The 15,603-nt window shown below is 44.3% G+C and carries 9 protein-coding genes and 1 pseudogene; 5 read left to right on the plus strand and 5 right to left on the minus strand.

What is annotated here, in order from left to right:
- Positions 1-233: 233 nt before the first annotated feature.
- Positions 234-4,736 carry an nSTAND1 domain-containing NTPase gene (locus BLT07_RS18470; protein ID WP_091873353.1) on the minus strand — a complete coding sequence of 1,501 codons (4,503 nt, stop codon included), beginning with the start codon at positions 4,734-4,736 and terminating at the stop codon, positions 234-236.
- A 128-nt stretch (positions 4,737-4,864) separates the two neighbouring features.
- Between BLT07_RS18470 and BLT07_RS18475 the strand changes: the two genes are divergently transcribed.
- The 4 genes and pseudogenes from BLT07_RS18475 (at position 4,865) to BLT07_RS18490 (ending at position 7,691) form a co-directional block, all read left to right on the plus strand.
- Complete coding sequence (locus BLT07_RS18475) at positions 4,865-5,200, plus strand: hypothetical protein (RefSeq protein ID WP_091873356.1); 336 nt, start codon at positions 4,865-4,867, stop codon at positions 5,198-5,200.
- Between the two features lie 24 nt (positions 5,201-5,224).
- A pseudogene (locus tag BLT07_RS18480) lies at positions 5,225-5,380 on the plus strand (RagB/SusD family nutrient uptake outer membrane protein); the annotation flags it as partial.
- Between the two features lie 83 nt (positions 5,381-5,463).
- Positions 5,464-6,804, plus strand: coding sequence for a Gfo/Idh/MocA family protein (locus BLT07_RS18485; RefSeq protein WP_091873364.1), 1,341 nt, complete (start codon positions 5,464-5,466; stop codon positions 6,802-6,804).
- A 23-nt stretch (positions 6,805-6,827) separates the two neighbouring features.
- Complete coding sequence (locus BLT07_RS18490) at positions 6,828-7,691, plus strand: sugar phosphate isomerase/epimerase family protein (RefSeq protein ID WP_091873367.1); 864 nt, start codon at positions 6,828-6,830, stop codon at positions 7,689-7,691.
- Positions 7,692-7,757: 66 nt separating this feature from the next.
- Here the strand turns inward: BLT07_RS18490 and BLT07_RS18495 are convergent, their stop codons facing one another.
- Both BLT07_RS18495 and BLT07_RS18500 read right to left on the minus strand, forming a co-directional pair.
- Complete coding sequence (locus BLT07_RS18495; RefSeq protein WP_217633347.1) at positions 7,758-8,891, minus strand: amidohydrolase family protein; 1,134 nt, start codon at positions 8,889-8,891, stop codon at positions 7,758-7,760.
- Between the two features lie 55 nt (positions 8,892-8,946).
- Positions 8,947-10,302, minus strand: coding sequence for a Gfo/Idh/MocA family protein (locus BLT07_RS18500; RefSeq protein WP_091873370.1), 1,356 nt, complete (start codon positions 10,300-10,302; stop codon positions 8,947-8,949).
- A gap of 412 nt (positions 10,303-10,714) precedes the next feature.
- On the opposite strand from BLT07_RS18500, the gene BLT07_RS18505 reads away from it, so the two are divergent.
- Positions 10,715-11,881 carry a Gfo/Idh/MocA family protein gene (locus BLT07_RS18505; RefSeq protein WP_091873374.1) on the plus strand — a complete coding sequence of 389 codons (1,167 nt, stop codon included), beginning with the start codon at positions 10,715-10,717 and terminating at the stop codon, positions 11,879-11,881.
- A 386-nt stretch (positions 11,882-12,267) separates the two neighbouring features.
- Here the strand turns inward: BLT07_RS18505 and BLT07_RS18510 are convergent, their stop codons facing one another.
- On the minus strand, positions 12,268-13,797 hold the full coding sequence (locus tag BLT07_RS18510) for a TolB family protein (protein ID WP_091873379.1): 1,530 nt from the start codon (positions 13,795-13,797) through the stop codon (positions 12,268-12,270).
- A 95-nt stretch (positions 13,798-13,892) separates the two neighbouring features.
- Complete coding sequence (locus tag BLT07_RS18515; RefSeq protein WP_091873384.1) at positions 13,893-15,551, minus strand: glycoside hydrolase family 32 protein; 1,659 nt, start codon at positions 15,549-15,551, stop codon at positions 13,893-13,895.
- Positions 15,552-15,603: the final 52 nt, after the last annotated feature.

Here is a 15,603-nt window from a genome sequence, read left to right on the forward strand (position 1 = left end):
ATCGATACATAGCGGGATTCAGCGCGATTGAATTTTGAAAAGACACTTCCAAAAGCCATTAATTATGTTATATTTTATTTAAAAGGCAACATTAGACAGCTGTCCGAAAAACCATGCAGAGAAGCTGGTTCAAAGGAGTAGAATGCCTGACTTACCTGTTGCCGCCGTACTTCTTGACGATGCCATGTCCTTTCGGTAGAAAACCAGCTGATTGCGCAAAAACGTTACAAAAATTAATCAATTCCATATTTCTCTCTTTGTATACGAGTCAAGGGAGCTATGTGATCGCTTTTAAGAAAGGCTTCTAAAGTTACCATTTTCCACAAACGGGCGGTCCCATCTTGTGAACTTGTCAATATGGTCTTTCCATCGGGGGAAAAGACAGCGGATAAGACTTGATCCTCATGTTGCATTGGCTTCCCAAGGAGATTACCTTGACGATTCCACAAACGGGCGGTCCCATCCCATGAACTTGTCAGGATGGTCTTTCCATCGGGGGAAAAGACAGCGGACAAGACTTGACCCTCATGCTGCATGGGCTTATTAAGTGGACTACCTTGCAGGTCCCACAGACGGGCGGTATTAGAGGATCTTGTGAGTACGGTCTTTCCATCGGGGGAAAAGACAGCATTGAAAACCATACCCTCATGGTGCATGTTCTTTCCAAGGGGGTTGCCTTGCAAATCCCAAAAACGGGCGGTCCCATCCTTGGAACTTGTCAGGACGGTCTTTCCATCGGGGGAAAAGACAGCGGAATAAACTGCATCCTCATGTTGCATGGTCTTTCCGAGGGGATTGCCTTGTGGGTCCCATAAACGGGCGGTATTATCCGCGGAACTTGTCACTATAATCTTTCCGTCGGGGGAAAAGACAGCGGAATAAACTACATCCTTATGTTGCATTGGCTTGTAAAGGGAATTGCCTTGCAAGTTCCACAAACGGGCGGTGTTGTCCGCGGAACTTGTCACTATGGTCTTGCCATCGGGAGAAAAATCAGCGGAATAGACGTCACTCTCATGTTGCATTGGGTTTCCCAGGGGATTTCCCTTCAAATCCCACAAACGGGCGGTCCCATCCTCGGAAGTTGTCAACACAGTACTTCCATCGGGGGAAAAATGAGCGGAATAGACTACACCCTCATGGTGCATAGGATTTCCCAGGGGATTTCCTAGGGAATCCCACAAACGGGCGGTCCCATCCTCGGAATTTGTCAACACAGTACTTCCATCGGGGGAAAAATTAGCGGAATAGACTGCACCCTCATGGTGCATAGGGTTTCCTAAGGACTCAACTTGTGCGTCCCACAAGCGGGCAGTGCCGTCCTCGGAACTTGTCAGTATGGTCTTTCCATCGGTGGAAAAGACAGCGGAAGTTACCGACCCCTCATGCTGCATGGGCTTATAAAGCGGATTGCCTTGAGCATCCCACAAGCGGGCAGTCTTATCAAGGGAACCTGTCAGTATGGTCTTTCCGTCAGTGGAAAATACAGCGGAAGTGACCGCCCCTTCATGTTGCATGGTTTTCCCATTGGGGTCGCCCTGCTGATTCCACAAGCGTGCAGTCCCGTCCGCTGATCCTGTCAGTATGGTCTTTCCATCGGGAGAAAAATTAGCGGAATAGACCGCACCCTCATGTTGCATGGGGTTTCCTAGGGGATTCCCTTGAGAGTTCCACAAGCGGGCGGTATTGTCCGCGGAACTTGTCACTATGGACTTTCCATCGGGAGAAAAGGCAGCAGAATAGACTCCATCTTCATGTTGCATGGTGTTTCCGATAGAATCACCTTGCAGGTCCCACAAACGGGCGGTGCTATCGGCGGAACTGGTCACGATAGTCTTTCCGTCGGGAGAAAAGACAGCCGAATAGACAGCAAACTTGTGCTTCATTGCCTTTTGCAGAGGGTTACCTTGTAGGTCCCACAAACGAGCGGCCCTATCCTCACCACTTGATAGTATAGTCTTCCCATCGGGAGAAAAAACAGCGGAAAAGACTCCGCCTTCATGCAGCATGGGCTTTCCAATGGGGTTACCTTCATGGTCCCACAAGCGAGCGGTCCCATCCCGTGAACTTGTCAATATGGTCTTTCCATCAGGAGAAAAAACAGCGGAATTGACTGTTTCCTCGTGTTGCATTGGGTTTCCCTGAGGATTTCCCTGCGAATCCCACAAGCGGGCGGTATTATCGGAGGATCTTGTAAGTATAGTGCTTCCATCGTTGGAAAAAACGGCAGATTTGACTGCCTCCTGATGTCTTAAAATACGTTTGTAAAAACTATTTTCGCTATAAATGGCATATACATCCTTAGCGATAGTAGTATCGTCAGAACGTTTTTCAAATGCTTCCCCCGCTAATCGGAGTGCAAGGGTCGGATCGGTTTGAACTTCTCTATTCGCTTCCCCGATCAAGTAATTGGCCAAGGCTCTATTTTTTTGAGTAATAGCATTTTTACTCTCTATAAAAGCTCTATTACGCTGTTCCTCTGCTATATTTGTTTGTTCCTCTGCTTGTGATTTTTGATAAATTGCTTCTTTTTTTTCCCTTTCGGCTTCTTTTGAGCGGATTTCTGCGATAGCTGTTTGCCTCTGCGCTGTCGAATCAGAAACCTTGGCTTCTATGGTTTTTTGTTGCGCAATATTGGTTTGCTCTGTAGCATTAATAAATAGAAAGGTCATCGATAAGCCAATAAGCGTCAGAAAGGATATGACTCCAATTATGCTGGCACGCCTTTTACGACGTCGACGGAGGTCCTCCTTTAAACTTTCCAAAACATAGTGCTGCTCTTCACTGTCGAGTTGGTTACTATAGCGTTCAAACCAATTGGAAGCTTCGTGCAATACCGCGCCTTTAAGTAGTGTGTTTTTGTCCCTTTCGTTGTAGTCCCATTCCTGTTTAGCTCTGGAAAGTCGGCTGCGCCATAACAGAAATTCCCGGTCTTCGTCCAACCAGGTTTTTAATCGCTTCCAGGATCTAAATAAGGTTTCGTGTGCAACTTCTATAGTACCATCACCATTTTCGCCGCCACGTGAGACTAGCAACCTCCCCGCTACCAGTCGTTCAAGTACACCGTGAACTTCTTGGGGCATGTCACTCCATTTTGCTACCTCTCTTGTAAATTGTCCATTTTCGTTGATTCGGGACATAAAAAGAAATGCCTTACGAAGGTTTTCTTCTTGAGTTAAAGTTAGTTGTTGTCTTTCCAGCACTCCTTCAGCTGCTTTGGCAACCGCACCCTGAATTCCACCGAGAAAGTCTTTATACTCGCGATATTCTAATAGATTATCGTCGGCAAATTTATCGTACAGCTCACGCAAGGTAAAGGCAAGCAAAGGCAAGGCATCATCTGTTCCAGCATCTTCGATCAAGGCTTGCAATAATTTCGGTTCTATCCGCACCCCTGCCAATTCTGCAGGCTTTTCAATGATTTCTGTCAAAGAAGCTGTATCAACAGGACCCACTAAGATTTTACCATATTCTAAGCTACGCAAAGCCGAATTTTGTTGAAAGGCACCCAGAAAGTCGGATCGCATTGTTCCTATTATCACAAGTTTGTTATCCTTATTGTCCAATAGGCGGCGTAAAAAGACTAGAAACCGGCTGCCCAAATGATCTGGAGGTCGGTTGAGCAACTCTTCAAACTGATCAATGATAATTAAAAGACTGGCATTCTCTCGACCTGAGCCATTTAATAGCTCTTCTATAAATACTGGCCGTGAACCGTCATCATTGTCAGCGACGTCGGCATAGTTTGGAGACGCAAATTCACTGCGGAACTTTTGGAGATCCTTGAGGCTGGAGCGCAGTAATCCGTGTTTGGATGTATTTGTTTCGATGACACTTTTCTGGAGAAGACCTTCTAAGGTCTTTATGGCATCCTGCAATTCAGCAAAATCTATAGATGGTTCATCAACAGAAACAGTGTCATCATCACCAGTGGTTGTCCGTTCTATAGCTACTTCGTTGAAAATAAGACTTTCACGAATGGCATCGGCCTTTCGTTTGATTTTGGAATATTTGAGATAGGCCTTAGATAAAATTTTCGACAACTCAAGGAATGGGTCGTCTCCCGGTTGAAAGGGGTCTATGACTAACCAACGTGCCGGATCACGCTTCAATCTAGGCACAATTCCGGCTCTAACAAGTGAAGACTTCCCGCTACCGGAAGCACCCAAAGTCATGACGAGACCGGCGCCATCATAGCGATGGATTCCATTCAGTACATCAAGTCCGTCTCCGATTTCTTTGTCCCTTCCAAAAAAAATCGCGGCATCGGCTTCCTGAAAAGATAAAAGACCGGGATAGGGTGATCGACTACCATCCCAATCATAGGGGTCCTCGGCATCGATTCCTGCAATGGCCAGCCCATTTTTAAGGCGTTCGAAAGCTTCCTTTTCATCAAATTTCAAAAAGTCAACAACCTGCGAATCAGATAGTATTGAGTCTATTTTACAATCGGCTATCTTAAGTGGAAAGATATGTTTTCCTAAAGAGCGTGCCTGCGTGATTTCCGCAAAGCACCATTTAGAACCCATAAGGTTTTCGGTACAAATAACGATGACCGCACGACATACCCGCAATTCTTGATAGAGTTTCTGCTCCCAATTGTATCCAGCTGCTATTCCAGATGATCCGTCTATATCCAGGAATACGGAGCGGTGTCCAAGATCATCCAACCAAGCCATCAGCTTTTCACAAAACTCGTTATCCCTACTTGAATGACTTATAAAAATTGCGCTCATATTAAAATTTAATCAATAGAGTTGGTTATTTTAAATTCGACACGGAATTTGCAAACAAAATTTTGAAAGGGATATTAAGAGGGAGGGGGGACTAAATTTAGTACTAAATTTTAAGATGTCAAAATAGCATGACCAACAATCCTATGAGAGTGATGAACGCCAGTGAGTATGCCACTCGATTGGTCGATTATTATGACCAGCAAGACCTTTATAACTGGTATTACACCAATCCGACAAGTAGCCAGGGCAAACCGGCCCGACCCGATGTCACTAATCCTGAAATAATGACTTCAAGGTTAAGGACCGAAGAGGAAAAGTCCAATTATCTAGCGGGAAACGATGTTGATTGGGTCGATGCAGTTACGAGATTTGCAGCAATTCAAAACTACAACCTGAGTGTTGCGCAACGTACCGAGCGCGGTAATTATTTCGTATCGGATTCCTTTACCCGTGAATCCTTTTGAGATCCCGGTCGCACCTGGGGTGGATATAACCATAAAGATGTTTATGCGATCCAGCTTGCAGAAACTTACCTCTTGAGAGCCGAAGCCTATGTGTATATGGGAAACACGGCCTTAGCGGCACAAGATATAAATGTTATCAGAAACCGGGATATTGATAGAATGGGTGTTTATCGGCGGTAAAATGGGGCAGATCCACCAAACATGACTATTTTGCAAACGGATATCGGAATTTAACGGGATTTAATCATATAATTTACATCCATATGGGAACAAGAAGAAATTTTATCAAAAAAACGACACTTGGTGGTGCAGCCATTGCAGTGGGAAGTTCGGCCATGGGAATGACAGCAAGTAGTTACCGCCGCATTATAGGTGCCAACGACAGGTTAAATGTGGCCATAGCAGGATTGGGCCGTAGACTGGGCGCCTACTATGAGCCGATTGCCAAAAAGGAGGCCAATGTCAATTTAATGTATCTATGCGATGTAATGGAAAAACAACGGGAAAAGGCCTTGAAAAATTTTTCGGAACATATTGATTACAAACCGAAATTGGAAAATGATATCCGCAAAGTAATCGACGATTCCAAGGTAGATGTCTTGTTCAATGCCACCCCCGACCATTGGCATACCCCAGGGTCGATCATGGCTCTTAAAGGAGGAAAAAATGTATATGTAGAAAAACCGTGCAGCCACGACATGAATGAAAACGAAATGTTGGTGCAAGCAGCCAAAAAATATGGGAAAGTGGTTCAAATGGGCGTTCAGCAGCGTTCTTCCGACCATACCATAGAGATAGTTAACGAAATTCATAACGGCATTATTGGCACGCCCTTTAAAGCAGTTGCCTTTTACGTCAATAGCCGTGGCGAAGTGCCCGTCCAGAAAAAAGTTCCTGTACCCCAAGGTCTGGATTGGGAACTATTCCAGGGTCCTGCCCCACGCCGTGACTATACCGAGGAAACCTGGGACTATAACTGGCACTGGTACGGTTGGGACTACGGTACTGCCGAAGCAGGCAATAACGGTACCCATGAATTGGATGTGGCCCGGTGGGCACTTAACGTCGATTTGCCCCAACATGCCGAGGTATTGGCAGGCAAACGGCAATTTGTAAACGATGGTTGGGAAATGTACGATACTATGGAGGCTACTTTTAGATTTGCAGGGGATAAAACCATTCAATGGGACTGCAAAAGCCGAAAAGCTTACGATACCTATGGTTATGATCGCGGAACCATTATTTATGGCAGCGAGGGGGCAGTGTTTGTAAATCGCGGGAAGTATCTGCTCACGGATCTCGGCGGAAAATTGATCAAAAGCAGCGAGTCTACCTCCAACGAGGCAGGCACAGCGTTGGGCGGAGGAGGTGATATGTCGACCACCCATATACTAAACTTCTTCGACGCGATTCGCGGTAAAGCCAAGCTGAATGCGCCTATCGACGAGGCAAGCATCACTATGGCCATGGTGCACTATGCCAACATCGCTTACCGTATAGGAAAAGGGTTCGACGTTGACGATACAACCGGACGTATGTCCGACAGCGAGGCCATGAAGTTATGGGGACGTAAATATGAACAAGGATGGGACCTTACCGTGTAAGAGACCGTCTAAAACTATTTCTTATGAACAGAGCATCTTATTTACCAAGTATAGTAATCGCCTTATTGTTATCTACGGGAACCATTTTTTGCCAATCGGGCAACCTTCTTTTTCCCGAAACGCCCGGCTTGGTATCGTACACCCATCGAACCAGTTTCGAGAAAGACGTTTCGGCAACCCTAGATACTATAAAGACCTTAGGCATCACGGATATGGAATTTTCCAATCTGTTCGGCAAGACCCCCGAGTCCCTTCGCAGTTCTTTGGACGAAAGGGGCATCAAATGCTCGTCTTTCGGTACGGGTTATGATGACTTGGTAAAGGATACCGAAGAAGTAGCGCGAAAGGCAAAAGTATTGGGCGCTTCCTTTGTCCGGGTAGCTTGGATTCCCCATGAGGGCACCTTTGACCTTGATGATGCTAAAAAAGCCGTTGCAGACTTTAACCGGGCCGGTAAAATTTTAAAGGAAGACCACGGATTGACGTTTTGTTATCACAATCATGGGTATGAGTTCGAGCCCTATAAAAAGGGTACCTTATTCGATTATCTGATGCAGAATACCGATCCGAGGTACGTGTCCTTTGAAATGGATATCCTATGGACATTTTTTCCCGGGCAGGACCCTGTCCAATTACTTAAAAAATATGGTGACCGGTTTAAGCTAATGCACTTAAAAGACTTACGGAAAGGCGTTAAGGGCGATATGACCGGATCTACCTCCAAAGAAAACGACGTTCCACTGGGTACCGGTCAAATAGACATTCCCGCAGTATTAAAAGCTGCAAAAAAAGCAGGTATCAAACACTATTATATCGAGGATGAAAGCAAATTAAAAAGTGTTCAGGTCCCAAAAACTATGGCTTACCTAAAGAGTTTAAAAGAATAATATCAGGAAAATATATGTGAACACATTCTAGGAGCACATCTTTTAATATACCTGACACAGCAATTATTATTGCTTACTTATTCTTATTGCATTGCCCCGATAGATTTTCTCTAGGACAGAATCAGTTAACCCAAGACCATACAAAGGCCATTTATAACCCAGTAAATCGGTTAAATAAAAATGTTCATCCTGAGTTTCAAGAACCCTAAAAGTCATACGAAACATAGAGTCTAACTTGGTATTGTTGCCATAATCACCGTTCTTGTCCCAAACTTCCCAACCATAGTCCGTTCCGTAAACGATACGGTCTTGGTATTTTTCAAAGAATGCCGCTGTATTTCTAGGGATAGTCGAATATTCGGAGAAACGTGCTGAAATATCGGCATACAAATTTGGGAAGTCATCTAAAAGTCTTCCGAGAATGGATAAATCAAAAGTGCAATTCGCCAAATGGGCGGCCACGAACTTTGTGTTCGGATGCCGTTTTAATGTATTCGCAAATGTGGACATCAGTTTCATATGATCAAACTCGGGGTTCTTTACCCTCCATGTCCAGGATCGCATCAAACCATCATTGGTAGAATCCATGGTTTCGTACATCCATTTCGGATCTGAAACGTGCAAATTGACTGGAATGTTCAATTCCGAACAGGCCTCAAATAAAGCATCCATCAAAGGGTCATCGGGGTGCAGTCCCTGAACCAAGCCTCCGCCTTTGTCATGAAGTTCCCCAACACCTACGGCACCTTTCTTCACACAACGTCGAAGCTCCTTTACGGCTTTATCCGACCAACCCTTTTCCTGATATCCGGAAAGATCAAAACCGCAATAAACCTCAAAGCGTTCAGGATATTTGGAATACATGGTATACAGCGAATCAAATTTCGCTCCGGTTGAATTCGTGAAGATTACGGATTTCTGAATACCCACTTCATCCATAATCTGCACTCGTTCGGCGATATCTTCCGCTGTAGTGGTATAATCATGGGCATGCATATCTATTACCGGGAATTTCGCTTTTTCAATATTTGTAATTGGAACCTTGTAAATAGACTTAGGCATCCACTCTTTAAGAAGAAGGTTTTCGGGACTTATTGTATTCGCCTTCGAGTTGGGAGCATCAGAATCCCGATTATTCTGGCAGCCAACCATACTGAGAAGCGCCAGGCAAATGGTTGCGATTGTATTCGATTTAATCATTGATTATATTTAAAGATTTCATGTATTGTCATTGGCAAGATATTGCGTAATGCACTTACCCAATTGTCATGGGGGGCCTAGTTTTCCACTTGCCCTTAGTAAAATCGGGAACATCTACGGATTTGCCATTATTGGCCACGGATAAATTTGAAAGCGGAAACACCACACTACTGGTAACTGAATCGTATACATCAAAATAGGGCATTTTTTTTTCTCGCAAGGCATTCACCAATAAATGCCAGGTCAAAGGTGTGGTATTGCTGTTACCGCCGTGGCCTCTTAACGCTGACTTTCGAGGAGTTGGATTATAATTTTTGATTACAGGGTGTTTGTATTCTTCGAGGTATTTTGCGGCAGGTTCCCATTCGTGTTCCTCAGGGCTAAGTCCTTCAAGATAAATTTTCGGGCCATCCAAGGCACTTCCTCCTAAGTATACTCCCTTTGTACCTTGTAAGCGAAATAATTCTCTTGGATGTGGCGTATTCGTGTCGTAATTTAAAGTTATCAACCGTCCATTAGCTGTCCGAATTAAGGTTGTATTGACATCACCCTGTTTAAATTCGATCTTACCTTGTTCGGAGTTTCTGCCATAGTTCAATTCCGCATATTCATGGAGCATCACCGCTTTTGAACTCATGGAAATCAAATGCTCCAGCCTGTCACCATGGTTTATATTTTCATATGCCATAATGCGGTTCATCGGATGGTCTGGATATAGATTACCGTTATGTGTTACGTCGTAGGCTAAACGCCAAGGTTCTTCCGCAGGATTATTTTTGACAAATCTCAGGTCATGCACATAGCCACCCTCCGTATGCAATATTTCTCCAAATAGTCCCTTTTGTACCATGTTCAGCAACGCTAGCCCATCAGAACTTTCCAACATCGCTTGCTCCAAGGCAAGAGTGGCCCATTTACCGGTTTTTTCAGATGTTTCTACCAGTTCCCAAGCTTCATCGACCGTAAGAATAATGGGCACCTCCGATACGGCATGCTTATCATTTTTCATCGCAGCAAGGCAAACTGGGGCGTGCCATTCCCATGATGTAGAGCAAATTATGGCATCCAAGGTTTCTTCCTCACAAAGACGTTTAAAATCCGTAAGCCCCTTATCGTAGAGCCGAGGAGTCGGCTGGCCCGATTCTTCGATCCACCTTTTCGCCTGATACAGTCTTTCAGGCTTAATTTCACAGATTGCTGGAACCAATACACCTTCCATTCCCAATGCCACATCAAGATGGTAGGAACCCCGGCCCCCTATTCCGACAAAGCCCAATCTTATAGGATCTGCGATAGTACTATTTTGCGAAAAAATGTCGAGAGGTGAACTTATATTGGATATCGCCAAACCTCCCATTGCTACAGAAGACTGTTTGATAAATCTTCTACGGTTATCACTGTAATTACCCATAATCCCATTGTTTTTGAGTAGAATTCTACTCGAAATTTTTGATTTAAACCGAAATCGTGAAAGGTCGAGTCTATTTTATATAAATAGTCCTTTTTGGTTTACGATTCAAGCTAAGCTACTCAAAGATGACATAATTCAGGGCAGTACCTTAGCATTCAGTTCATGCTCGAATTTGACATAAGTAATTTTAGTATTCAGTTGGACTTTTAAAAGTCGGACTTTTTTGGAAGAATTTCCCCTTATACTATTTGGGTTTACCACTTTCTAAATCCTTTAAATAAAAATACACACTTTATCGGACTTTTGGTAACCAAGGCAATATTAAATCTGATTAAAATTCTCTACTTTTAAAATGTCCGGTTTAACGGGAGGAGGTCAAAGGAATTATTAAATATTATAAAAACCATAAATTATGAAATCGAATAGACGTAATTTTTTGACAAAAAGTCTTTCCTCCGCAGCTGGATTAGCGGCCGCTTCTATGATGCCACTCGGAGCTTTGGGTCATAGCTTAGGATCTACAACTAGACCTGAAGAGATTATTGTTAGACCCCAAAAACGTTCAAGGCCCAAGAGAGCAATACGATTTTCGGTCATCGGGCTAAACCATGGCCACATATATGGGATGGTAGATTCCCTACTTGAAGGCGGCGGAACCCTAGTGGCCGTTTATGCCAAAGAACCCGCTTTGTTACAAAGTTTCACAAAGCGCTATCCTAAGGTAAAGATTGCAAAAAGCGAAGAAGAAATTATTGAAGATACTTCTATAAAGTTGGTGGCGAGTGCATCAATCCCTGTAGATCGCGCTCCTCTTGGCATTCGTGTAATGAAATCTGGCAAGGACTATATGGTCGATAAACCTGGAATCGTGAATTTTAATCAATTTGAAGAAGTAACGAAAGTACAAAAGGAAACGGATCGTATTTATTCAATCACATACAGTGAGCGTTTGGCCAACCCTGCCTCGGTGTTTGCAGGACAATTGGTCCAAGAAGGCGCCATTGGCAAAGTCGTACAGGTCATAGGTCTTGGCCCTCATCGTATGCGACCCGAAAGCCGCCCTGATTGGTTCTTTTCTCCCGAAAAAGCAGGAGGTATCCTGTGCGATATAGGCTCTCATCAATGTGACCAGTTCCTTTTTTATACCAATTCAAAACAGGCAGAGGTAAGTTTTGCCCAAACGGGAAACTTTAATATTCCTGAATATCCAAGTTATCAAGATTTTGGTGATATGAGCGTACGGAGTCAACACGCTACCGGATATATCCGTATAGATTGGTTCACTCCAGATGGGCTAGGTACATGGGGAGATGGAAGAACCTTTATTTTAGGGACTGAAGGCTATATCGAAATGCGAAAGTATATTGACATTGCCGGCCGGGAAGGGAACAATCACTTATTTTTGGTCAATAAAAAGGAAACCAAGTATTTTGATTGTAGCAATGTTCATATGCCCTACGGTGAACAACTGGTGAGTGATGTAGTCAACCGCACCGAAACAGCTATGGCTCAAAGTCATTGCTTTCTTGCCACTGAACTAGCACTAACGGCGCAGAAAATGGCATACAAACTAGGATGATAATCCTATTATATATTAAGCATCTTAAATAAACAAACCTAAAGTGGAAGTAGCCATTACTAGAAATTGGATACGAATGAGGTTTTTGTAGACTAGGAAATAAACCGGAATTTTCCTTTTAGACTTTTAGATAGGCTTATCTGATTAAATGGCAACAAAGTCAAATTGTAAAAATTAATGAATCCTTCTGTTTCTCTAACGAAGTAGCAAAGGTATATTTGGGGACTTTCGAGGTATTGTTAAGGCTCATATCTTGGCTACTGCCTTGTGGTAAGCCAATGCATATCAAAAATAGCAGGCATACCACAGACCAGTGACCTTTACTGAGAATTTTCATGATTATTCAAGTTTTTGATTATACAACCATCGGGTCAATCAGTAAGAAATTAGTCCACCTTTACGCTCTTTTTTGAATTGCTGACAAAAGCGATGTGTTTACTATCCGGTGACCAAGAGTTGACATTGATAGTGCCCTGTCCCCCATACAGATGGGCAATCACTTTTGGCGCACCTCCCGATGTCGGCATCAACCGTAGCATTACCTTTTTGTACGAAGGATGGGAATTTAGTTCAATATCCGGCGAAAAAGAAATAAAGGCAATCCACTTACCATCGGGCGAAATGTGCGGAAACCAATTATTGTATTGGTCGAAGGTAATCTGCTCCTTTTCAGTTCCATCAGGTTTCATTCTCCAGATTTGCATAGTGCCCCCATTTTTGGAGCCGTTGTAATAAATGTACTTGCCGTCCGGTGAATATTCGCATCCGTCGGCATGGTCCCATTTTTTGTTATCGGTCAATTTGACTTCCTTGCCTCCTTTAATGGGTTTCCTATAGATGTCGTACACCTTGTTTTCTCCCCTTTGTGCCACGTAAACCACTTCTTTGTTGTTAGGTGCCCATCCGTGCAGATAAGACGGAGCCTGTTGAGTAACCGATTTGGGCTCTCCACCATCAAGCGGAAGATAGAACACATTGGAACCTTCTCCATCGTTATGGCTGATACCTAGCATTTTACCATCGAACGAAATACAATGGTCGTTGTTGAGATCGTCGGCGGAGCCCGTATTCAGTTTTTCGGTCTTACCTCCATTGATGGGAATGGTGTATAATGACCCGTCTTCATTGAAAAGGAGTTCCTTACCGTCGGGCATCCAGTTGGGTGCCTCGAAACGTCCGTCTTTTTCGTGGATCACTCTACGTTTACCGTCGAAAACGTTCATCGTTTCCATCCGGCATCCGATCCATCCATCCTTTCCGGGATTATAATCTTCGGCCACGGGCTGGTCAATACGAGCGTTCCATACTCTGGCGGTTTCGATTACGTTTTCATCGTGTGAACCTATAACAACACCCAAAAGCACTGCCTCTGGCATAAATTCTAATTGTTTGGAACTGATTTCCTGCAAAGGTTCACCCGGATGCGCGGCACGTACAATAAAGGTATTTCCGCGACGCTCCAACTGTATAATCTGCTGATAGCGCTTTTGGGCCCAAACGTCATCCTCGGGGTTTTGCATATCGGCCCCTTTTCGTTCGCGCCACTGGCCTGCCATTAGTCCGTCACCGTGAAGGAAACCGCCGACCATTACGGAATTGTCATTCTCCGAGGCACGTGCCATCCACCCGATCTTACGATGAATTTCTTTATTGCCCTCAAATTCAAAGTTAGCTGTCGCGACAAAGTCGCCCTTCACTTTACTGTACAGATAGCGGTGTTCATCGCGCTGCCCCCAAATATTATATCCGGCACCCTTTATTGTGTACGTTTGCGAAGTTTCGTCATAAGAAGCCGACCCCGCTAATTTTGGATTACCGATGTCCTTATTGTCCTCAAAAATTCCGATTGGATTTTCTTGTGAAAATACCGCTCCCGAAATGGCCATAAAAATTAGTAATGGTAGTGCTCTTTTCATAATGTCGTTTTTTAAATAGCTTCTTCCATTAAAGAAGATTACTACGGTTTAAGTAAATTTATAAGAGAAATTCGAAATATCACGCCGTTTTTACATTATTCATAGATATTTTCCATATCATAGGCCTCCAACGAAAGCAGTTCGCTATCCTGTCCTTGAGAGCGTAGGGAAACGCCCAAACTATCCTCCATTCCGGGATAGACCCGCACAGCGACGCAAAGTTTTCCATTAGCGAATACCTCGACCACACTTTTATCGATAAATACCCTTAATTTTAAGTTCTCATCGGGTTCCAGATAGAAAGAACCTGTTTCTGGGGCACGTGATTTCACGTCGGGTAGTATGGAGGAGTAAGATGAGTCTATGGTCAGCAAGCTGTTGAACTCTTGCTTCCAAGACTCCGGTCTGGGACGTTCGTAATTTCGGCCCTGCCATTTGCCCCGTTCTTTGTAAAAAGCAATCCTAGTGTATTCCTTTTTATCTGGGGAGCGCAGGACATTCAGTTCAACCATGGGTGCATCCTTGGCATCTATTTCTGCAACGATTTCCATAGCATTGCCACTGATATTGTCCAAAACGATTTCTTGATTGGCAGGAAGTGTTCTTTTTTCGACGGTTCGCTTATTGGAGCGAAGTGATTCGATGTCCCCGGCAGGTTCTTGTAACAGGGTATCCTTACCCTTGAGCATCAGCCTTCTGGGAAGGCTCATGATCTGGTCCCATCCATCGGTAGGTTTTGCCGCGTTCATGTTAAAGATGATGATTACGTCTTTCCCATTGTTCGCGGGTGCTGCGGAGGGCGCATGTACCCCCGCCGGATTGGAGGCCCCAAAATTGAATTTCCCATGGCCAGTTGCTACAAACTTGTCACGCCGCTTGTCGTAGTCGCCCAAAAAGTATTGCCCTCCGCTAATGTGGCTGTAAAAAGGAAGGATATGGCGATCGCCAATGGGCCAAAAATAAGGACAGGCACCATCATCGCCTACATGGGTAAAATGATCATTTTCTATAAATTCGTGCATATATTCCCAAGTTTTTAGGTCCTCGGATTTGAACAGGTAGTTGGAAACCATTGGGTTGTCTCCGGGATTATCGTTGGTAATTCCGCCGGACATAGAATAGTACACCCCATCCTTTTTCCAAATATTGGGATCGTAAACATAATACGGTAGGTCTTCACTGTTCGCGGTCATGGGAATTACGGCACCGTCACCGATTTTATCCCAATTCAACAAAAGTGGATCGTTAGAAGTAGCCACCATATTACCCAAGCGCGTACCATGGTACATGGCGATGACCCTATCGTCTTCTACCAAGGCCGACCCAGAATAGCATTGGTATTCCGGCCCCGGATAGATGGCATAGGGCAAATCCTTCCAATGCACCAGATCATCGCTTACCGTATGGCCCCAATGCTGGCGTGTATCTTCCGGTGGATAGGCCTGATAGAACAGGTGCCATCTTCCTTGCCAGTAACTTAGTCCGTTGGGGTCGTTCAGGTTACCTTCGGGACTTACAAAATGGTAGCTTGGACGATACCGGTCGTGCTTCATTTTTTCACGGGATGCCGCGAACCGTATCATCAACGGATTGGCCTTTAACTCCTCCTCTTGTCTTTCGAGGGTATTGGAAAATTCGAACTTCGGGACTTTTGAAGTATAGTCCACAGATTTATCTTGAGCGGATGTCAAGTATACGGGACCCAACAAGGCAAAAAAGTAAATAGCGTATAGTGTATCTTTAATTTTAAGCATTATATTACTTTTTAAAGTAAACGATTTAGGGGAAAAAACACGGGTCCTCCGA

Source organism: Pricia antarctica (assembly GCF_900101815.1).
In the GTDB taxonomy this organism is placed as follows: Bacteria; Bacteroidota; Bacteroidia; order Flavobacteriales; family Flavobacteriaceae; genus Pricia; species Pricia antarctica.